This is a genomic window from Pseudomonas sp. SA195 (assembly GCF_054131565.1).
The window spans coordinates 4,255,771-4,276,008 of record NZ_CP096392.1 but is presented as its reverse complement, the minus strand read 5'-3'; the positions used below and the strand labels follow the sequence as shown (position 1 = coordinate 4,276,008).

14 protein-coding genes and 1 tRNA gene are annotated in these 20,238 nt (G+C 65.1%); 4 read left to right on the top strand and 11 right to left on the bottom strand.

The window, feature by feature from the left end; translation table 11 throughout:
- Positions 1-29: 29 nt before the first annotated feature.
- The gene (locus tag M1D78_RS20020; RefSeq protein ID WP_437421697.1) at positions 30-1,472 is read right to left on the bottom strand and encodes an alanine/glycine:cation symporter family protein; all 1,443 of its coding nucleotides are present in this window, start codon (positions 1,470-1,472) and stop codon (positions 30-32) included.
- A gap of 152 nt (positions 1,473-1,624) precedes the next feature.
- Here M1D78_RS20020 and M1D78_RS20015 point away from each other — a divergent pair, with 152 nt between their 5' ends.
- Positions 1,625-2,446 (top strand): helix-turn-helix domain-containing protein, encoded by an 822-nt coding sequence (locus M1D78_RS20015; RefSeq protein ID WP_437421696.1) that lies wholly within the window; start codon positions 1,625-1,627, stop codon positions 2,444-2,446.
- A 60-nt stretch (positions 2,447-2,506) separates the two neighbouring features.
- Here the strand turns inward: M1D78_RS20015 and M1D78_RS20010 are convergent, their stop codons facing one another.
- The 3 genes from M1D78_RS20010 to M1D78_RS20000 all read right to left on the bottom strand — a co-directional run bounded on the left by M1D78_RS20010 (position 2,507) and on the right by M1D78_RS20000 (position 6,560).
- Positions 2,507-3,265: a substrate-binding periplasmic protein gene (locus tag M1D78_RS20010; RefSeq protein ID WP_437421695.1), complete on the bottom strand. Its 759-nt coding sequence runs from the start codon at positions 3,263-3,265 to the stop codon at positions 2,507-2,509.
- A gap of 154 nt (positions 3,266-3,419) precedes the next feature.
- Positions 3,420-4,775 (bottom strand): sigma-54-dependent transcriptional regulator, encoded by a 1,356-nt coding sequence (locus tag M1D78_RS20005; RefSeq protein ID WP_437421694.1) that lies wholly within the window; start codon positions 4,773-4,775, stop codon positions 3,420-3,422.
- A 27-nt stretch (positions 4,776-4,802) separates the two neighbouring features.
- Positions 4,803-6,560 (bottom strand): sensor histidine kinase, encoded by a 1,758-nt coding sequence (locus M1D78_RS20000; protein WP_437421693.1) that lies wholly within the window; start codon positions 6,558-6,560, stop codon positions 4,803-4,805.
- A gap of 215 nt (positions 6,561-6,775) precedes the next feature.
- On the opposite strand from M1D78_RS20000, the gene M1D78_RS19995 reads away from it, so the two are divergent.
- From M1D78_RS19995 to M1D78_RS19985, 3 genes are all read left to right on the top strand, one after another.
- The gene (locus tag M1D78_RS19995; RefSeq protein WP_437421692.1) at positions 6,776-7,984 is read left to right on the top strand and encodes an HD-GYP domain-containing protein; all 1,209 of its coding nucleotides are present in this window, start codon (positions 6,776-6,778) and stop codon (positions 7,982-7,984) included.
- A 362-nt stretch (positions 7,985-8,346) separates the two neighbouring features.
- Positions 8,347-9,834 (top strand): SulP family inorganic anion transporter, encoded by a 1,488-nt coding sequence (locus M1D78_RS19990; protein WP_437421691.1) that lies wholly within the window; start codon positions 8,347-8,349, stop codon positions 9,832-9,834.
- Positions 9,835-9,848: 14 nt separating this feature from the next.
- Entirely contained in the window at positions 9,849-10,700 is an 852-nt protein-coding gene (locus M1D78_RS19985) for a universal stress protein (protein ID WP_437421690.1), read from the top strand.
- Between the two features lie 38 nt (positions 10,701-10,738).
- Here M1D78_RS19985 and cfaB read toward each other — a convergent pair whose 3' ends face one another.
- From cfaB to uvrD, 7 genes are all read right to left on the bottom strand, one after another.
- Positions 10,739-11,920 carry a C17 cyclopropane fatty acid synthase CfaB gene (gene cfaB / locus M1D78_RS19980; protein ID WP_437421689.1) on the bottom strand — a complete coding sequence of 394 codons (1,182 nt, stop codon included), beginning with the start codon at positions 11,918-11,920 and terminating at the stop codon, positions 10,739-10,741.
- A 176-nt stretch (positions 11,921-12,096) separates the two neighbouring features.
- A tRNA-Sec gene (locus M1D78_RS19975) sits at positions 12,097-12,192 on the bottom strand.
- Between the two features lie 37 nt (positions 12,193-12,229).
- Positions 12,230-14,146, bottom strand: coding sequence for a selenocysteine-specific translation elongation factor (gene selB / locus M1D78_RS19970; protein ID WP_437421688.1), 1,917 nt, complete (start codon positions 14,144-14,146; stop codon positions 12,230-12,232).
- Positions 14,143-15,552 (bottom strand): L-seryl-tRNA(Sec) selenium transferase, encoded by a 1,410-nt coding sequence (gene selA, locus M1D78_RS19965; protein ID WP_437421687.1) that lies wholly within the window; start codon positions 15,550-15,552, stop codon positions 14,143-14,145. Before selA ends, selB begins: the two co-directional genes overlap by 4 nt.
- Before the next feature lie 283 nt (positions 15,553-15,835).
- Entirely contained in the window at positions 15,836-16,678 is an 843-nt protein-coding gene (locus M1D78_RS19960; protein WP_437421686.1) for a Tim44 domain-containing protein, read from the bottom strand.
- Positions 16,679-16,881: 203 nt separating this feature from the next.
- Entirely contained in the window at positions 16,882-17,991 is a 1,110-nt protein-coding gene (locus M1D78_RS19955; RefSeq protein WP_437421685.1) for a TRAP transporter substrate-binding protein, read from the bottom strand.
- 55 nt (positions 17,992-18,046) lie between these two features.
- Positions 18,047-20,236: a DNA helicase II gene (gene uvrD, locus M1D78_RS19950; protein ID WP_437421684.1), complete on the bottom strand. Its 2,190-nt coding sequence runs from the start codon at positions 20,234-20,236 to the stop codon at positions 18,047-18,049.
- Positions 20,237-20,238 lie beyond the last annotated feature (2 nt).

Genomic DNA, 20,238 nt, shown 5'->3' with positions numbered 1-20,238 from the left:
TTCTTATTACGCAAATGGCGCGAAGCCGATCAGTGCTGCTGTGCCTGCGTGCCTACGCGCGGGTTCGCAGCGGTCTGCGCTGGCGCCTGGCTGGTCCAGACGTTCGGATCGAGGTCCAGGTCGGCGAACTCTTTCGGATCGAACACGGGCGACTCGATGCCGGCCTCGCGCTGACGATCGTAGTCGCGCATCAGACGCAGGCCGACCTTGAACAGCAGCGCCAGGGCGATCAGGTTGCAGATGGCGAGCAGCCCCATGGTCACGTCGGCGAAAGCGAAAACCGTGCCCAGGTCCTGCACCGAACCCCACATCACCAGTGCGATAACCATGACGCGGTACACCATCACTGGCGCACGCTTACCGGTGAAGAAGCCCAGCGCGTTCTCGCCCAAGTAGTAGTTGTAGATCAACGTGGTGAACACGAACAGCAGCAGCGCCAGGCTGATGAAGACGCGGCCCCACTCACCCACTACGGCGGCAACTGCGGTTTGCGTCAGCACGACGCCGGCCATGTCGCTGCCCGGCTCGAACACGCCGGAGAGAATGATGATCAGCGCAGTGCAGCTGCACAGGATGAGGGTGTCGATGAACACGCTCAACGACTGCACGATGCCCTGAGCGGCGGGGTGCTGCACCTCAGCGACCGCGGCCACGTTCGGCGCGCTGCCCAGGCCGGCTTCGTTGGAGAACAGGCCACGCTTGACGCCCATGATGATGGCCGCGCCCAGGCCCCCTGCGAACGCCGGCTCAAGGCCGAAGGCGCTGCGGAAGATGGTGGCGAACGCCTCCGGAATGTCGCCGGCGTTGCTGCCGATGACGTACAGCGCCATCGCGATGTAGGAGAACGCCATGACCGGAACCAGCACATCCGCGAACTTGGCGATGCGCTTGATGCCGCCGAAGATGATCAGGCCGATCACGACCATCAGTGCGATGCCGCTGACGTAGGTCGGCACGCCGAAGGTGTCGTTCAGTGAGCTGGCCACGGTGTAGGACTGCACCGCGTTGAAGCCGAAACCGAAGGTCACCAGCAACAGCAGCGAAACTACGATGCCGAGCCAGCGCTGGCCCAGGCCGTGCTGGATATAGAAGGCTGGGCCGCCACGGTAGCCGCCGTCGGCTTCACGACGCTTGTAGAGCTGGGCGAGGGAGCACTCGAAGTAGCTGGTGGCCATGCCGACCAGGGCAACGACCCACATCCAGAATACGGCGCCCGGGCCGCCGAGCATGATCGCGACCGATACACCCGCAATATTGCCCGCACCGACGCGGCCGGCGACGCTGAGCATCAGCGCCTGGAAGGAACTCAGCTGGCCCGGCTGGCGCTTGAAGGCTTCACCGAAGATACGAAACATGCTGCCGAAATAGCGGAACTGGACGAAGCGGGACGCGATGGTGAAGTACAGGCCCAGGCCTATCAGCATCACGATGAGCAGCTTGCTCCAGATGAGATCGTTGAGTAGATCGAGCATGGTGGAAATGTCTCTCTTGTTGTTTTGAAGAATGTTGGAACGCAGCCGCGAAATGGTTGGCGAGACGCCCCGGTCATTCAATAGCGCGGGTCGCGGCGATCTGGCGCGACTTGATGCTAGAATCGCGCCGCTCGCGCCACTGGAACCCGCTCATGCATGCCCACCTCGGCACCAATCTCAAGCTCTTGTGCAGCCACTACCGGTCGATTGCCGAGGTGTGCCGCAAGCTGGCGATCAACCGTGCCCAGTTCAATAAATACCTCAGCGGCGCGAGCCGACCGACGCCGCACAACCTCAAGCGCATCTGCGACTTCTTTGGGGTCGAGCCTTACGAACTGGAGCTGCCCAGCGATCAGTTCACCCAGCTCATTGGCTTGCGCCGTCACGACCAGGAGCGGGTCGCGGCGAGCGATCCATTGCTTGAGCTGTTCCAGCCGATGCGCGACAACGCCAGCAGCCTTTCTCGCTATTGCGGCTACTACTTCGAATACGCCAACTGTATGTCCGTGCCGGGGCAGATCCTGCTCTCGCTGGTGCACTTGCGCGAAGACCGCGGCAGTTATGTCTTCGAGCGACAGGAGCGGCAGGAGCAATCGCGTGCCGACAACCCCAAGGCCGAAGATGGCGTGGTGCGCTGCCGCTACCTGGGCGCCGCCTTCTACCTGCAAGATCGTCTGTTCCTCATCGATTACGAGTCGCTGACCGGCAATGAGATGAGCCAGACCATCCTTATCCCCAGTTTCAAGAGCCGGATCAGCCGCCTGAACGGCCTGAAAACGGGCGTTTCCAGCGGCGACCGGCGAACGCCGGCTTGCACGCGCGTGGTCTGGGAGTATCTGGGCAGCGAAATCAACCGGGTCAACGCCTACCGGCAGGTGATGCTCTACGGGCTGGACGATCCGCGCATCGACCCGGAAATTCGTGAGCGCCTGGCATCGGCGTCGATGCGTGACGGCTTGTTCGAGATCGAGTAGGGAGGTGCTCGGGCGGGAGGGGGCGGGCCGGCGGCGCCTGTCGCGCGCCGGCCCGGAGGGTCAGCAGAGCTCGGGGTGCTTGACGCAGGTGCCGTAGCCCTCGGTCTTCATCTCGTCGAGGGCCTTTTGCAGCCGGGTGACGACTTCGTCTGGGGTGTCCTTGTTCAGCGCCAGGTAGAGCGGCGCGGAGTTGAACACCAGCACGGTGTTCAGGCCGCCTACGCCTTCCTGCTTGGCGTAGTAGCGCCAGACCGGATCGGATGTGGCCCAAAGGTCAATCTTGCCGCTGATCAGCTTCTGCAGGTTTTCCTGATCACGTAGCGAGTTGACTGGCTGCAATCCCTGCGCCTCGACGCGCTGGCTTACTGCGCTGCTCTTGTAGGCACCGATGGTGTAGCCCTTGGCCTGCTCCAGGCTGGTCATCTTGAGGTTGGTGCCGGGTGCCGAGAGCAGCACGCTCTCGTACTGAGCGATCGGCCCGACCCACTTGAACAAGGGGCGGCGCGCATCGGTCATGGACGTGGAGAACAGGCCGTGGTTGGGCGTGTCGAGAGTTGCCTGGTAGATGCGATCCCAAGGGAAGCGCAGCGTCATTGAATAGGCAATCCCAGCGCGCTTGAACATTTCACGCACGGTGTCGGCGCTAATGCCATGGATGTGCTGTTCGCGGGCGAAGTTCTTGCCGTCTTCGGCCAGGTTGAAGGGCGGGAAGTTTTCGGTCTGCAGGACGACTTCATAGCCTTGCGGAAGCTCCGCCTGCGCGATGGGCGCGCCGAGGATCGAACTGAAGAGTAGGGTAATGGCGAGTAGTGAGCGCATGGGGGGACCTCCGAAGAAGCGGCGGATTCTACGCACGCCCCCGCACGCTGGCCTTGTGCCGCATCACGTTTTTAAATGTGGACTCGCGCACGTTTTTGCGCCGGGCTGACGGCCCGCACCGGCCGATTAGAATCGGCTCGGCGCGCGCCGGGGGTCAGTTGTCCGTCGAGCCAGCGGGGAGGTAGTCGCTGCGGCTGAGGCCGTGGCGCTGCATCTTCTCGTTGAGGGTGCGGCGGGGCAGCTGCAGTTGCGCCATGACCTCACTGATGTTGCCCTTGTGCTGCTGCAGCGCGCTGTGCAGGCATTGGGCTTCGAAGGCTTCCATCTGATCGGCGAGGGATGTGCCCGGGGTGGCGGCCGCGCCTTGGGCTGCCGGTGGCGGGGTCAGGCCGAGGGCATGGCGCTCGGCCGCATTGATCAATTCGCGGACATTGCCCGGCCAGTCGTGGCTGAGCAGCTGCGCCAGTTCCGACGGGCTGGCCGGGACCGGCTCGCGGCCGTGCCGTTGCGCGGCCTGGGTGGTGAAGTGGTCGAACAGCAGGGGAATGTCCTCACGGCGGTCGCGCAGCGGTGGGATATGCAGTTCCGCGACGTTCAGGCGGTACAGCAAGTCTTCGCGGAACCGCCCGGCGCGCACTTCTTCGAGCAGGTCGGGCTTGGCCGCGCTGATCACGCGCAGGTCCACCTCGATGCTGCGGTTCGACCCCAGCCGCTCGAGTGTTCTCTCCTGCAGCACGCGCAACAGCTTGACCTGCTGCGCCAGCGGCATGCTTTCGATCTCGTCGAGAAACAGGGTGCCGCCGTCGGCATGCTCGATACGGCCGATGCGCTTGGCCTGGGCGCCGGTGAAGGCGCCGCTTTCATGGCCGAAGAGTTCGCTTTCGAAGATGGTTTCCGGGATGGCCGCGCAGTTGAGCGCGACGAATGGATGGCGCGCGCGAGGGCTGAACTCGTGCAGGCAGCGGGCGACCTGTTCCTTGCCGCTGCCGGTGTCGCCGCGAATCAGCACATTGACGTTGGTGCCGGCCAGCTCGAGCACCTGGCGGCGCAGGTTGTCCATCGCGCGGGAGACGCCCAACAGCATGGATTCGATGCGCCCCTTGAGCGTGACCTGTTCACGCAGCTGACGGTTCTCGCAGACCAGCCGGCGCTTGTCCTGTGCGCGGCGCACGCTGTCGAGCAGACGCTCGGGCGTGAAGGGTTTTTCGATGAAATCATAGGCACCCTGGCGCAGTGCCTGAACCGCCATCGGCACGTCGCCGTGGCCGGTCACCATGATCACCGGCAATTCCGAGTCCAGCGCGACCAACCGTTCCAGCAGGCCGAGGCCGTCGAGGTCGGGCATGCGCACATCGCTGATCAGCACGCCGGGGAAGCTGCGGTCGACGATGCCGAGTGCCTCCTTTGCGCTGGCGCAAGTCCGCACGCGGTAGCCAGACAGCTCCAGCCACTGCTGCACTGCCTGGCGGATAGCCGCCTCGTCGTCAATGAAGATCACCTGGCCCGTCATGTCTTGGTCCTCCTGCTGGCGGCCAGTCTACTCGCCTGAGTCCGGTCCGGCCGCAGGCAGATGCAGCCTGAACACCGCGCCGTCGCCCTCGTTGCTCGCTTCGAGTGTGCCGTCCAGATCCCGCACGATGCCGTAGGACACCGCCAGGCCCAGGCCCAGCCCCTGGCCGACCGGTTTGGTGGTGAAAAAGGGCTCGAACACCTGCTCCAGGTGCTCGGCCGCGATGCCGCCGCCACTGTCGGCCACGCGCAGCGTCCAGCCGCCGCGTTCGGCCAGGCAATCGATGCGCAGCTGGCGTGGGGTCGCGCCAAGCATGGCATCGAGCGCATTGGTCAGCAGGTTGATCAGCACCTGTTCCAGGCGGATAGCGTCGCCGCTGACCTGCGCCTCGCCAGGCACAGCGCAGTGCACCTCGACGCCTTCGCTGCGGATGCGCGGCGCCAGCAAGTGCAGCGCTTGGTCCAAGACCTCGGCCAGGCTCAGGCGCTGACGCAGCCCCGCGGGGCTCTTGCGAGCGAAGGTCTTGAGATGGCTGGTCAGCGCGGCCATCCGCTCGAGCAGGCCTTCGACCTGGCCGATGCCTTCGCGCACGGCCTCGGTGCGGCCGCTGTCGAGCAGCAGGCGTTGGCTGGCGAGCTGCATACGCAGGGCGGTCAGCGGTTGGTTGATCTCGTGGGCGAGGGCCGCGGACATCTGCCCCAGGGCCGCCATGCGTGCGGCATGCACGAGTTCGTCCTGGGCGGTGTGCAGCTCGCGGGTCCGCGCTTCGACCAGTCGTTCGAGCTCGCTGCGGTTGCGCTGCTCGATGCGCCGTGTCTTGCGCCGTTGTGCAAGGAACAGCAGCAGGAACGCCAGCGTCATCCAGACGCCGGCTGCGGCCAGGCGGTAGCTGCGCACGCTGGCCGCGATCTGCTGCGGTTCCTGCAACAGGTGCAGCGTCCAGTCTTCCTCGGGAAGGGACAGCCGCTGCCAGAGGTAGAGCCGGCGCCCGTCCGGCCCGTCAACCAGGCGCCGCTCGCTGTCCTCGGCTATTTGCACCTGCCGCTCGCTCGGCAGCGGTTGCAGGTTCTGCTCGGCATAACGGCGCACCGCGACCAGGCGCTCGCGCACCTCGTCGGTCAGCGGGCGCAGATAACGAAAGCGCCATGCCGGCCGGTTAGTGAGGATGACGATGTCCAGCGAGTCGGAGATCAGCAGGATGCCGGACTGGCCGACCCATTCGCGCTGCATTTCCTCCAGCTCGAGCTTGACCACCAGCACGCCGATGACCTCGCCGCGGTCGTTCTTCACCGAGCTTGAGAGGAAATAGCCGGGAATGCCGGTGGTCACGCCGACGGCGAAATAGCGCCCCGAATCGTTCGCCAGGGCGTCGAGGAAGTAGGGGCGAAAGGCATAGTTGTTGCCGACGAAACTGCTCCAGTCGCGCCAGTTACTCGCGGCGAGCGTCTCGCCATGGCGGTCGAGCAGGTAGAGCACAGATGAACCGGCCGCGTGGTTCTGCTCTTCCAGGCGCAGGTTGAGCTGCTCGCGCAGGCGCTGGTCGCCGGGATTGGCGAGCAGCTGGCGGATGTCGCTGTCGAGCGCCAGCAGCGCCGGAACCGAGCGGAAGCGCTGGACCTGTGTATGGATAGCCTGAGCGTAAAGCTGAAGCTGGCCGCGTGCTTCCTGGCTGCGTTCGTCCCAGGCGCGCTGTTCGGCAACACGCCCTGCCAGATGCATGCACAGCAGCAGTCCGACAAGGATCAGCAGGACGGTCAGGGCGACGCGGTAGCGACTGGCAGGCACGGGGGGCGGCTCGTGAAAGGCTGGCCGCCATGGTAAGCCACGCCACCCGTCGGACGCGACGACTCACACCCCTAAAGGCTTATGTACAGCGCGTGGCAGTGGTGGCAATGTGACTCATCGGTCACCTGCGGGTAACCGGTGCGCACCGCTCGGCGAGTAAGGATGCACGGTCGGCACGCCTGTTGTCAGTTGGTCAGGTTCCTGCGAGTCCGCTCATGCTGAAAAAGATTCCCGTCGATGCCGTACGCGCCGGCATGTACATCCACTCCTTCGAGGGTGACTGGCTCTCGAATCCTTTCTGGAAAAGCAGGTTCGTCATCGACAAGCCCGATGACGTTCAGCGTCTGCGCACCAGCGGGCTGGTCGCCGTCTGGATCGACTTGAGCAAGGGCCTCGACATCGTCATGCCTGCCGTTCCGCAGACCGCCGCTGGGGCAACACCCGCTGACGTGGCGGCTCCCGATCTGCTGACCGTTGCCAAGGCGCCGCGCTGCAGCGTGCGCGACGAGCTGCAGCGCGCGGCGCGGATTCTGAACAAGTCGAAAAAGGCGGTTGGCGAGCTCTTCAACGAGGCGCGCCTGGGCAAGGCCATCGATGTCGAGTCCTGCCTGCCGCTGGTGGCGGACATCAGCGATTCGCTGGCACGCAACGGTTCGGCGCTGATCGGCCTGGCCCGGCTCAAGCACAAGGATGAGTACACCTACATGCACTCGGTGGCGGTCTGTGCGCTGATGGTCTCGCTGTCGCGCCAGCTCGGGCTCGACGAAGCCACGGCGCGCGAGGCGGGGCTTGCCGGGCTGCTGCATGACGTCGGCAAGATGGCCATGCCCAACGCTGTACTGAACAAGCCCGGCAGCCTGACCGACGACGAATTCGCCATCATGCGTAGCCACCCCGAGCGCGGCCACGCCTTGCTCGCCGCGGCTGACAACCTGCCGGCTTCGGTGCTGGACGTCTGCCTGCACCATCACGAGAAATTCGATGGCACCGGGTACCCGCATCGCCTGAAAGGTGAGGAGATCTGCCTGTTCGCGCGGATGGGCGCGGTTTGCGACGTCTACGATGCCATCACCTCGAACCGCCCCTACAAGACGGCCTGGAACCCGGCCGATTCGGTGGCGCGCATGGCGCAGTGGGGCGGGCATTTCGACACGCGGATCTTCCACGCCTTCATCCGCTCGGTCGGTATCTACCCGCTGGGTTCGCTGGTCAAGCTGGAGTCCGGGCGCCTGGGTGTGGTCATTGAACAGCACGAGGATCGCCTCACCGAGCCGGTGCTGCGCGTGTTCTTCTCGACCAAGACGCGCATGCACATTCAGCCCTTGGACCTGGACTTGTCCCGGCGCAACGTCAGTGATCGCATCGTAGGCCGTGAGGACCCGGCGCAGTGGGGCTTCACTAACCTCGACGACTTCTGGCGATAGCCGCGCCTGCGCCCTTTACGGGCACATTCATTCGCTCAACCCCACCATGCGTGCGCCCCGCAGCCGCGACCGGCGGGTCGCGCCTTGTAGGTAGGTGCGCTATCATCCGCGCCCTGTCTGGACGCTTCGAGCCTTCGAAGCCCTCACGAGTGTGTTCCCAAGCATGACCTGGCTGCCCAGTCCGCCATAGCGCAATGCCCTTCGCCTGAGCGTGGTCGCCCCGGTTGGGACGGTCGTGCTGCCCCGTGTTTCGCATTTCGCGCGTGCGATTTGCACCCTGTTCCCCATTCAGAAACTAGCCTTGTATCAATCAGCGCGTCGCTTCGATGCCGTTGGTGGTGCTTTTGCTCTGGAAAACCACAATGCTTCAAACGATCAAACAAAACTGGTTCTGCAACCTTCGCGGCGATGTGCTCGCGGGTCTGGTGGTCGCGCTGGCGCTGATCCCGGAGGCCATCGCCTTTTCCATCATCGCGGGGGTGGATCCACGGGTCGGGCTGTACGCCTCCTTCTGTATCGCCGTGGTGATCGCCTTCGTCGGTGGCCGCCCGGGCATGATTTCGGCGGCCACCGGCGCCATGGCGCTGCTGATGGTGATGCTGGTGCGCGAGCATGGCCTGCAGTACCTGCTGGCAGCCACCCTGTTGTGCGGCGTGCTGCAGATCGGTGCGGGCTACCTGCGCCTCGGCTCGCTGATGCGCTTTGTTTCGCGCTCGGTGGTTACTGGCTTCGTCAACGCGCTGGCCATCCTCATCTTCATGGCACAGCTGCCTGAGCTGACAAACGTCACCTGGCACGTCTACGCCATGACCGCGGCGGGCCTGGGCATCATCTACCTGTTCCCTTATGTGCCGACGCTCGGCAAGGTCATCCCGTCGCCGCTGGTCTGCATCCTGACCTTGACGGCGGTGGCCATGTACCTGGGGCTGGACATCCGCACGGTCGCTGACATGGGCGACCTGCCTGACACCCTGCCGGTCTTCCTCTGGCCCGAAGTGCCGCTGACCTTCGAAACCCTGGCGATCATCTTCCCGTATTCCGCCGCGCTGGCCGTGGTCGGTCTGCTGGAGTCGCTGATGACCGCGACCATCGTCGACGACCTGACGGACACCGGCAGCGACAAGAATCGCGAGTGCAAGGGCCAGGGCGTCGCCAACATTGTTTCCGGCCTGTTCGGCGGCATGGCCGGCTGCGCGATGATTGGCCAGTCCGTGATCAACGTGAAATCCGGGGGCCGCACGCGGTTGTCGACACTCATTGCCGGCGTCGTGCTGCTGCTGATGGTGGTGTTTCTCAGCGACTGGGTCGGGCAAATCCCCATGGCCGCGCTGGTGGCCGTGATGATCATGGTCTCCATCGGCACCTTCAGCTGGGACTCGCTGCGCAACCTCAAGCACTACCCGCTGTCGACCAACATCGTCATGGTCGTCACCGTGGTGGTGGTGGTCTTCACCCACAACCTGGCCTACGGCGTGCTGGCCGGCGTACTGCTGGCGGCGATGTTCTTCGCCAACAAGGTCGGGCACTACCTGCACATCGGTTCGGAACTGGATGTCGACGGCCATGCGCGGGTCTACCAGGTGGTCGGTCAGGTCTTCTTCAGCTCCTCGGACAAATTCACTCGCGCCTTCGACTTCAGGGAAGCGCTGGCGAAGGTGACGATCGACCTCACCCATGCGCATTTCTGGGACATCACCGCCGTGGCGGCGCTGGACAAGGTGGTCATCAAGTTCCGCCGCGAAGGCACCGAAGTCGAGGTGCTGGGGCTGAACGAAGCCAGCGCCACCATCGTCGATCGCTTCGGCGTACACGACAAACCCGAGGCCATCGACAGCCTCATGGGCCACTGATCAGGAGAGCCGCAATGAATCTAGTAATGGCCTGTATCGACGGCTCGCCCCAGGCTGCCGCCGTCTGTGACTGCGCCGCCTGGGCCAGCCGCAAGCTGGACGCACCGCTGACCCTGTTGCACGTGCTCGATCAGCAGCAATATCCGGCCGCCGGCAACCTCAGCGGCATCATCGGCCTGGGCAGCCGCGAGTACCTGCTCGAAGAGCTGGCCGCGCTGGACGAGAAGCGCAGCAAGCTCGCCCTCGAAGAAGGACGCATGATGCTCGATGCCGCCCGGCAACGCGCCATCACCGCGGGCGTGGCCCAGCCGGTCGTGCGGCAGCGTCATGGTGATCTGGTCGAGAGCCTGCGCGAGCTGGAATCCGACATCCGTCTGCTGGTGATCGGCAAGCAGGGCGAAGACAGCGGCGCCGACACGGCGCTCATCGGCAGCCATCTGGAAAGCGTTATCCGCACGCTGCACCGGCCGATCCTCGTCACCCCGACCGGATTCACCGCACCGGACAGCGTCATGCTCGCCTTCGACGGCAGCGCGACCACCCGCAAGGGCGTCGAAATGATCGCCTCCAGCCCCCTGTTCAAAGGCATTCCCATCCATCTGGTGATGGTCGGGGCGGACACCGGTGACAGCCGCGCGCTGCTCGAATCGGCCCGTGATGCGCTGCGTGCCGCCGGGTTCGAGGTGCAGATCGCGATCCGCGCCGGCGAGGTCGAACCCACGCTGCATGCCTACCAGGCCGAGCACCGCATCGGCCTGCTGGTCATGGGCGCCTACGGGCACTCGCGTATTCGCCAGTTTCTCGTGGGCAGCACCACCACCAACATGATCCGCACGACCACGACGCCGCTGCTGTTGTTGCGCTGACGGCTTCGGCCTGGCGCGCTGGGCGTCAGGCCAGCGGCTCAGGCGTACAAGTCCGCCCGTGACCAGGGCAGCTCATGGCTACCGTCCGGCAGCGGCTTGCTCGCCAGGATCTGGTGCAGGTTGATCCAGTTGCGGCGGAAGCCATAGGCACAGCCCGCCAGGTAGATCCGCCAGATCCGCAGGGCGCGCTCCGGAACCATCCGCTGCGCCTCGTCCAGCCGCGCTTCCAGCCGCTCGCTCCAGAACTGCAGCGTGCGTGCGTAATGCAGGCGCAGGCTCTCCACATCGACGATCTCCAGGCCCGACTCGCTGATGCAGGCGCCGATCTCCGTCACGTGTGGCAGCTCGCCGTGCGGGAACACATAGCGATCGATGAACTCGCCCGCGCCATGGCTGACCGGGCGACCGTCGAGGTAACGCGAGGTGATGCCGTGGTTCATCACCAGGCCACCGGGGCGCACCAGCGAGGCCAGCTGGCGGCAATACAGCGGCAGATTGGCATGGCCAACGTGCTCGAACATGCCGACGCTGACGATCTTGTCGAACTGCTCGTTTCGCGGCAGGTCGCGGTAGTCCATCAGCTCCAGCCTGACCTGACCCTCCAGCCCCTCGGCGGCGACGCGCTCGCGTGCCAGTTTCAACTGCTCGCGGCTGAGCGTGATGCCGAATACCTTGGCGTCATACTCGCGCGCGGCGAACCGGGCCAGGCCGCCCCAGCCGCATCCCACGTCCAGCAGCCGGTCGCCCGGCTTGAGGCGCAGCTTGCGACACAGGTGGCGGAGCTTGGCCTGCTGCGCCTGGTCGAGGTCCTCGGTGCCGGTTTCGAAATAACCGCAGGAATAGACCATGTCGCGATCCAGCCACAGCTGGTAGAACGCGTTGGAGAGGTCGTAGTGATAGGAAATGGCCTCGGCGTCCGAGGCTTTGTCATGGGCCTCGCGGGTCGGCACCGAGTCGCCTTCGTCACCCAGCGCCCGGGTGATCTCATCGCCGATGCGGATGATCTCCTCCAGCGGCCCATGCAGGTCGATCTGCCCCTCGACATAGGCACCGCCCAGCAGATCCAGGCTGGGGTGCGCGAGCTGTGCGACCAGGTTCGGGTCCTTTATCTCCAGCGTCACCGACGGCGCCGGGCCAATGTCCATCTCCTTCCCGTCCCACAGCTTCAGGCGCAACGGAAGGTCCAGTTCCCTCAGAGTCGGAAGTAATGTGGCCAACATGCTCGATCTCCTGATTCCGCGTGCAGGAAATCCTAGTCCAGCTTTTCCAGACGTGCGCTCGATCGGGAGATGGCTTTTGTCTATGGGGCCGATTGGGAAAACGAGCGGAACGGCTGCAGCTAGAGAGAACGGTTCGGGAGGCGGGGAATGTGCGGGAGAGGGGCTTATGGCGAAGATGGCGGAAGGCAGTGAGAGTCGAACTCACCCGGGAACGGCTGCCGCCCCCAACCGGGTTTGAAGCCCGGCCGCACCACCGGGTGCGATTGCCTTCCGTTAGGCGGAAGGGTGTAACTGGAAAGGAGGCACAGGCTACCTGAGCTCGGTCTCCGAGGCCAAGGCGCTGTCGCGGCGGACTTTGCGTTCGTTGCCGAAGCGTCGGGTGAAACCGATGCGGTCGAAGTGTTCGAGCAGCTGGATGCTGCGCTTGCGGCCGAGCTGGATCTGGTCGCGGAAGGCGGCGGCGCGGATGACGCCGGCCTGGCGCTCCATTTCCAGGATGCGGGCGGCGAGCTGGCGGATGGTCGTCTCGGGGTAGAACAGGTCCTTGACGACCTGCTGCAGGGCGCCGATGCGGGCCAGTTTGCGCAGCAGCAAGCGGATGCGTTCTTCTTCCACATCCAGTTCGCGCGCCAGATCGCGCACCCAGGGCGGGTCGTAGCGGGCCGAGTCGATCAGCGGCCACAACCGCGCCTTCAGGGCCTCTTCTTCATCGCTCAGGCGGACCCGATGGCCCGGCAGGTGCAGCCAGGGGCCGCTGGCTTCGACTGCGCCGCTGGCGAGCACCTGATCGAGCAGGGCGATGAACACCGGCCGTTCGAGCTGGGGCAGGGCGAAGCGGCGCAGGCGGTCGCGGTCCGGGCCGAGCTCGTCGGGTTGCTGTTCATGAAAGCGGCCCAGTGCGGCGACCAGGCTTTGTTGCAGGTAATCCCAGGTGCCGCGGTCGAACAGGCGCGGGCCGAGGCGGGTGGTGATGTCGAGGGCGTCGTCGCCGAGCTGCCAGGTGTGCCGCGGGCGATTGAACTGGCGTTCCAGCACGGCCGGCTCGATGCCGTTCAGAGCGCTGGAGAGCAGGGCCGGCAGGATGTCTTCGAGGGTCTCGCCGGACAGCGCGCGCAGCTGCGCCAGACGCGCCTGGCGGTGGCGGTTGCGCGGCGGGGCGAAGGGGTCGAGTACGCGCCCGCCGCCCAGGGTGCGTTGGGCGGACTGGTCGCGCAGCACCACTCGGTCGCCATGCACGGCATGCACCGGCGCATTGAGCAGCAGCTGTGCGTGTACATGGCCGCCCGGCGCCAGGCATTCCCCTTCGAGCAAGGCGATGCGCCCGGTAACGTCCTGGGCGCCGAGGTGAACATGCACTGGGGTCCAGTGTTTGAGCGCACGCGCCTCGCTGGGCAGGAGCACGAATTCGATGTCGATACGCCGGGTGTCGGCCTGCAGCGCCGGGTGCAGCAGCCAGTCGCCGCGGCTGATGTCCTCGACCGAAAGGCGGTCGCCGGCGATGTTCAGGGCAACGCGCTGGCCCGCACGGGCCTGCTGGGCCTCGCAGTTCTGCGCGTGCAGCCCGCGCACCCGTACCGGGCGTCCGCCAGGGCTCAGCATCAGTTCATCGCCGACCGCTACGCGCCCGGCAAAGGCGGTACCGGTGACGACAACCCCGGCGCCGCTGACGCTGAAGGCGCGGTCGATGGCGAGGCGGAAGTAGCCTTCGTCGCTGCGCTGTTCGATCTGGTCGGCTTCCTGCAACAGGGCGTCACGCAGCGCGTCGATGCCGTCTCCGGTGAGGCTGGATACAGGAAAGATCGGCGCGTCGGCGAGCGGACCTGGCGCCAGCAAGTCGCCGATTTCGCGGCGCACCTCCTCGACTCGTGCGGGTTCGACCCGATCGACCTTGCTCAGGGCCACCAGGGCGCGGCGGATGCCCAGCAGTTCGATGATCGAGAGGTGCTCGCGGGTCTGCGGCATCACGCCGTCATCGGCTGCGATGACCAGCAGCATGCAGTCGATCCCGCAGGCGCCGGCCAGCATGTTGTGCACCAGGCGCTCGTGGCCGGGCATGTCGATGAAGCCGGTGAGTTCGTTCTCGCCGAGCGCGGCGTACAGGTAGCCGAGATCGATGGTGATGCCCCGCAGGCGCTCTTCGTGGCGGCGGTCGCCTTCCTGGCCCGTAAGAGCCTTGAGCAGGGCGGTCTTGCCGTGGTCGATGTGGCCGGCGGTGCCGATGATCATGCCGACAGTTCCTGTTGCAGCAGGCCCAGCTGTTGGGCGAAGCCTGGCTCATCGTCTAGCTGACGAAGGTCGAGCCAGAGCGCGTCCTCGGCGATGCGCCCGAGGACGGGAATCGGCAGGGTGCGCAGGGCTTCCTCCAGCTGGCGCAGGCGACGGCCCCGCAGCTTGCGCGGTTGCAGCGGGCGGATGCACAGGGCGGCGCTGGGCAGGCGCGCCACCGGTTGGGCGCCGCTGCCGATCATGCCCAGGGCCGCTTCGACCTGGACCTGCCAGCCCTCGCCGAGCATGGCGGTGAGCGACGGAGCTAGGCGTTCGGCCTGTTGCTGGATGTCGGCCTGCGGGCGGCTGAGCAGGCGCAGGCTGGTCAGGCGCTCGGCCAAGCGATCCGGGTCGCGGTAAAGGTTGAGCACCGCTTCCAGCGCGGCGAGCGTCAGTTTGTCCACGCGCAGGGCGCGCTTGAGCGGGTTCTTCTTGATCTTGGCAATGAGCTCGTGGCTGCCAACGATCAGCCCGGCCTGTGGCCCACCGAGCAGCTTGTCGCCGCTGAAGGTGACGATGTCTGCACCGTCGCGCAGGGCTTCCTGCACGGTGGGTTCCTTGGGCAGACCCCAGCGGGAAAGGTCGACCAGGCTGCCGCTGCCGAGGTCTTCGAGCAATGGCAGGCCGTGCGAGTGGGCAATCTGGGCCAGCTCGGCGGTAGCGACGCTGGCGGTGAAGCCTTGCACGCTGTAGTTGCTGGTGTGCACGCGCATCAATAGGCCGCTGCGCGGATTGATCGCGGCTTCGTAGTCCTTGGCGTGGGTGCGGTTGGTGGTGCCCACTTCATGTAGCTTCACACCGGCACGGGCCATGATGTCGGGGATGCGAAAGGCGCCGCCGATCTCGATCAGCTCGCCGCGGGAGATAATCCCTTCCTTGCGCGCGCCCAGGCTGTTCAGTGCGAGCAGAACGGCGGCGGCGTTGTTGTTGACCACGGTGACGGCTTCAGCGCCGGTGAGCTCGCGAATCAACCCTTCGATCAGGTCGTCGCGGTCGCCGCGCTTGCCGGTGGCGAGATCGAATTCGAGGTTCAGTGGGTAGCGTGCCGCAAGGCTGATCGCTTCGATGGCTTCATCGGGCAGCAGGGCGCGGCCGAGGTTGGTATGCAGCACCGTGCCGGTCAGGTTGAACACGCGGCGAACACGACTGCGATGTTGATTGGCGAGCCGCTCGCCGGCGCGCCCGGCCAGCACGGCTTCGGACAATTCCAGCGCAACCAGCTGGCCGTGACGGGCGGGCTCGCGAAGCTCGTCGAGCAAATCGCGCAGCGTTTTCAGCAGGGCGTCGCGGCCATAGCGCTGGTGCAGCGGTGCGCAGGCGGGCGCACGCAGGAGTTTATCGATCGATGGGAGGCGCGCACTGGTCATGGCTGCATGACCGAATGCGGAAGGAAGGCGAACAGGGCATTGCGGCGGTTCGCATTACCTAATCCTCGGCGGATGTTGCCTGACACGCAGGACCTCGTTGTTCTTGCTGTTGTGCGAACAGCATAGACGCCGTTTTGCCGACAGGGTTCAGCCGGAGACGACGAATCACGAGTGGTCGGGCGCTAAGGCTTAATCCGCTTCGGAAAGGCGCTGAGCCACTTTTCAATCGGCCAAAAAGAACCCCGCCACGGGGGCGGGGTTGTGTGCGGGGACACCGACCGGATCAGACGTTCTGACGGATACCGGCCACCAGCCAAGGCTGGTTTTCGCCTTGCGCACGCTCCATGCGCCAGCTTTCGCTGAAGGGCTCGCCCTGGTCAAAGCGCGACGTCTTGGCGACGCCAATGAAGGTCAGGGTGGCGATGGTCTTGTCGGCCTGGTCATCGACACCGTCCAGGTTGATCTGCAGATCATCGATATAGGTGGACTGATAAGCGTCGCCAATTTCAGCGCGTTCACGCTTGAGGAAATCGAGCAGATGGGGCGTGACGAACTCGGAGATCTTGTCCATCTCGTTGGCGTCCCAGTGCTGCTGCAGCGACAGGAAATGCTCGCGCGCCGCGGCGACGAAGCTCTGCTCGTTGAACCAGGCCGGTGCGTTGATCACCGGAGCGGCTGCGGGTACGGCGCGGCTGCCCCCGAAGAGCGACGGCTGGGCAGGCATCTCGCGCTGCATCGGGGCATGCCCGGCCATGGCCGGCTGCTGCTGGCGACGACGGGCGGCGAGGAAGCGGAACAGCAAGAAAGCGATCAGGCCGAAGATCAGGATATCCATGAACTGGATGCCTTCGAAGCCGTCGCCCATGAACATCGAGGCGAGCAGGCCACCGGCGGCCAGACCGGCCAATGGGCCGAGCCAACGGGACGCGCCACTGGCTGCGGCGGGCTGCTGACGACCGGGCTGCTGCGCGACGCTGTCGTTGCGCTGTTGGGGCTGCGCCTGACGGGTTTGGTGGCTGGGCGCCGCACCGAAGCTCTTGCCACCGCCAAAGCGCTTGGCATGGACGTCAAGGCTGAACGACAGGCCGATACACAGCGCCATGAAAATGCTGAGCACACGTTGCATTAAGGATTCCCGCTTATTCAGGTGGATTAACGATTGGCATCCTGCCGAGGCAGTGAAAGGTTCGCCAGCGACAGTGTGTTACCGACTTTTGCGCCGTCGCTGCGATTTGGCTGTGGCGCTCGCCTGAGGCGGGGTCGCCCATCCGTCAGGTCGTGCCAGAAGAAAACACGACCCCGCCGGGGCGGGGTCGTGGTCTGGCTGTGTCAGCGCCAGTTGTACAGCTCTTTCTCGGAGATCTCGTGCATCGGCTTGACCTGTGCCTGGAAGGCTTTCATCGAGGCCCAGATGCGGCCGTTCAGTTCGCTCTGCGCGGCCAGTTCGCCAAGCACGACGTCAGCCTGCTCACGCATCGCTGACAGCACTTCATCGGGGAAGCGCTTGAGCTGCGTGCCCTGTTCCTTGAGTTGCTCCAGCGCCATGGCGTTGTTGTAGACGTAGTCGTCCATCATGTCGCGGCTAGCGGCTAGCGCCGCTTCGGTGAGAATTGCGCGCAGATCGTCCGGCAGGCTGTCGAGCGCCTTCTGATTGACCAGCAACTCCAGCACGGCCTGCGGCTCTTGCCAGCCGGGGTAGTAGTAATACTTCGCCGCCTTGTGCAGACCGAAGGCCAGGTCGTTGTAAGGGCTGACCCAGTCGGAGGCGTCGATGGCGCCAGTCTGCAGCGCGGTGAATACTTCCCCGCCGGGCATGTTGACAGTGGTTGCGCCGAGGCGGCTGAGCACTTCGCCGCCGAGGCCCGGCATGCGGATCTTCAGGCCGTTGAGATCCTGCAGCGAGTTGATTTCCTTGTTGTACCAGCCGCCCATCTGCATGCCGGTGTTACCGACGACCATCGGTTTCACGCCATAGGGGGCGTAGGCTTCGTCCCAAAACTTCTGGCCGTCGCCGCGGGTCAGCCAGGCGTTCATTTCGCTGGTCGACAGGCCGAACGGAACCGAGGTGAAGAATTGCGCTGTCGGTACCTTGCCCTTCCAGTAATAGGCGGCGCCGTGACCGAGTTCGGCGGTGCCGCGCGAGACGGCATCGAACACTTCGAGCGCCGGGACCAGCTCGCCGGCGGCGTAGACCTTGATGGTCAATCGACCGTCACTCATTACGCTGACCCGGTCGGCCAGGCGCTGGGCTGCGGTACCCAGGCCGGGATAGTTCTTCGGCCAGGCAGTGACCATCTTCCAGTTGAACGTCTTCGGCGCTTCGCTGGCGGTGGCCTGCGGCTCGGCGGTGGATTCGACCTTCTTCTCGTCATTGCAGCCGGCAAGACCGAAGGCAGCAAGCAAGGCAGCGGCGGCACCAAACAAGTGACGGCGTTTCATCAGAGGGTTTTCCTTTGCAGAATTATTAGTATCGATGCACAGGTTGACGTTAACGTCATAACGCTTCCAGTTTGGCATAACTGAGCATCAACCACTTGCTTCCTTCACTTTCGAAATTCACCTGCACGCGGGCCTGTGCGCCGGAGCCTTCGAAGTTGAGGATGGTGCCCTCGCCAAACAGCGAGTGGCGTACGCGCTGGCCGAGGTTGAAGGGCGTCTCCGGCACACCGGCGCCGTCGAACAGTGAGCCGCCGCCCATGCCTCGGGCGTTGAAACTGCGGCTGACGGTATTGCTCAGGCGCACTTCGCTGATCAGCGCGGGAGGTAGCTCGCGGATGAAGCGCGACACCTTGTTGTAGGTTTCGCTGCCATAGAGCCGCCGTGTTTCGGCATAGGTAACGATCAGCTGCTGCATGGCCCGGGTGATGCCGACGTAGGCCAGGCGGCGTTCTTCTTCCAGCCGGCCCGGTTCCTCCAGGCTCATCTTGTGCGGGAACAGGCCCTCTTCCATGCCCACCAGGAACACCAGCGGGAATTCGAGGCCCTTGGCGCTGTGCAGCGTCATCAACTGCACGCTGTCCTCGTGGTCGCCAGCCTGCTGCTCGCCGGCCTCCAGCGAGGCGTGGTCGAGGAAGGCAGCCAGTGGCGTTTGTTCGTCTTCTTCACCTTCGCTGTAGTTGTCGAACGCGCGGGCGGCGGAAACCAGTTCCTCGAGGTTTTCTACCCGCGCCTGGGCCTTCTCACCCTTTTCGTCCCGGTGGTAGGCCAGCAGTCCGGACTGCTCGATGACCAGTTGCGCCATGCTGTGCAGCTGCATGCCTTCAACTTTAAGGGCGAGGGTGTCGATCAATTCGACGAACCCGTTCAACGCGCTGGCGGCGCGCCCCGAGACCACCTTGGTGCCGACCGCCTGATGCAGCGCGGCCCACATCGAGGTTTCCTGCTGGCGCGCCAGTTGGCGCAGGCATTCGACGGTCTTTTCGCCGATGCCGCGAGCCGGCACGTTGATGACCCGCTCCAGCGCCGCGTCGTTATCGCGTGCCTGGATCAGGCGCAGGTACGCCATCGCGTTCTTGATCTCGGCGCGCTCGAAGAAGCGCTGGCCGCCATAGATCCGGTAGGGGATGCGTTCGCGCAACAGGGCTTCTTCCAATACCCGTGACTGGGCATTGGAGCGGTAGAGGATGGCGATTTCGCTGCGGCTCAGCCCGTCGCGAATGGCCTTCTCGATGCTCTCGACCACGTAGCGGGCTTCGTCGTGTTCGTTGAAGGCCGCGTAGAGGCTGATCGGCTCACCCTCGCAGCCTTCGGTCCACAGCTCTTTGCCGAGCCGGCCCTGGTTGTTGGCGATGAGCGCGTTGGCGGCCTTGAGGATGCAGGCGGTAGAGCGGTAGTTCTGCTCCAGGCGGATGGTTTCGGCGTCCTGGAAGTCCTCGCTGAACTGGTGCAGGTTCTCGACCCGTGCGCCGCGCCAGCCGTAGATCGACTGATCGTCGTCGCCGACTACCATCAGGCTTTCGCCGCCCTTGGCCAGCAGGCGCAGCCAGGCGTACTGCACGGCGTTGGTGTCCTGGAACTCGTCGACGAGGATGTGGCGGAAGCGTCGCTGGTAATGGTCGAGCAGGCCCGGATTGTCGCGCCACAGGTCCAGCGCGCGCAGCAGCAGCTCGGAGAAGTCGATCACCCCGGCGCGCGCGCAGGCGTCTTCGTAGGCCTGGTAGATGCTCAGCATGGTGGTCAGGAAGAGGTCGCCGCTGGCCTGGATGTGCTGCGGGCGCAGACCTTCGTCCTTCTGTCCGTTGATCCACCATTGCGCCTGGCGCGCCGGCCAGCGCTGTTCGTCCAGGCCGAGCTCACGGATCACCCGCTTGACCAGCCGTTGCTGGTCGTCGGAGTCGAGAATCTGGAAGTTTTCCGCCAGCTTGGCTTCGCGCCAGTGGGCGCGCAACAGGCGATGCGCCAGGCCGTGGAAGGTGCCGACCCACATGCCCTGCGGGTTGACCTTCATCAGTTGCTCGATGCGCTGGCGCATCTCGGCAGCGGCCTTGTTGGTAAAGGTCACTGAAAGAATCGAATGCAATGATGCCCGCTCGACCTGGTGCAGCCAGGCGATGCGGTGCACCAGTACGCGGGTCTTGCCCGAGCCGGCACCGGCGAGAACCAACTGACGACCCAGCGGCGCGGCCACGGCCTGGCGCTGGGCATCGTTGAGGGAGTTCAGGAGAAGCGAGAGATCGTCGTGCATGG

What these genes read in the sequence shown, in the direction of transcription:
- M1D78_RS19990 (WP_437421691.1), top strand. Translation starts at nt 8,347, where the DNA reads ATGCTTCAAACGATCAAACAAAACTGGTTCTGCAACCTTCGCGGCGAT.
- selA (WP_437421687.1), bottom strand. Translation starts at nt 15,552, where the DNA reads ATGACCAGTGCGCGCCTCCCATCGATCGATAAACTCCTGCGTGCGCCC.
- M1D78_RS19960 (WP_437421686.1), bottom strand. Translation starts at nt 16,678, where the DNA reads ATGCAACGTGTGCTCAGCATTTTCATGGCGCTGTGTATCGGCCTGTCG.
- M1D78_RS20015 (WP_437421696.1), top strand. Translation starts at nt 1,625, where the DNA reads ATGCATGCCCACCTCGGCACCAATCTCAAGCTCTTGTGCAGCCACTAC.
- M1D78_RS19955 (WP_437421685.1), bottom strand. Translation starts at nt 17,991, where the DNA reads ATGAAACGCCGTCACTTGTTTGGTGCCGCCGCTGCCTTGCTTGCTGCC.
- M1D78_RS19985 (WP_437421690.1), top strand. Translation starts at nt 9,849, where the DNA reads ATGAATCTAGTAATGGCCTGTATCGACGGCTCGCCCCAGGCTGCCGCC.
- selB (WP_437421688.1), bottom strand. Translation starts at nt 14,146, where the DNA reads ATGATCATCGGCACCGCCGGCCACATCGACCACGGCAAGACCGCCCTG.
- M1D78_RS20010 (WP_437421695.1), bottom strand. Translation starts at nt 3,265, where the DNA reads ATGCGCTCACTACTCGCCATTACCCTACTCTTCAGTTCGATCCTCGGC.
- M1D78_RS19995 (WP_437421692.1), top strand. Translation starts at nt 6,776, where the DNA reads ATGCTGAAAAAGATTCCCGTCGATGCCGTACGCGCCGGCATGTACATC.
- uvrD (WP_437421684.1), bottom strand. Translation starts at nt 20,236, where the DNA reads ATGCACGACGATCTCTCGCTTCTCCTGAACTCCCTCAACGATGCCCAG.
- cfaB (WP_437421689.1), bottom strand. Translation starts at nt 11,920, where the DNA reads ATGTTGGCCACATTACTTCCGACTCTGAGGGAACTGGACCTTCCGTTG.
- M1D78_RS20020 (WP_437421697.1), bottom strand. Translation starts at nt 1,472, where the DNA reads ATGCTCGATCTACTCAACGATCTCATCTGGAGCAAGCTGCTCATCGTG.
- M1D78_RS20005 (WP_437421694.1), bottom strand. Translation starts at nt 4,775, where the DNA reads ATGACGGGCCAGGTGATCTTCATTGACGACGAGGCGGCTATCCGCCAG.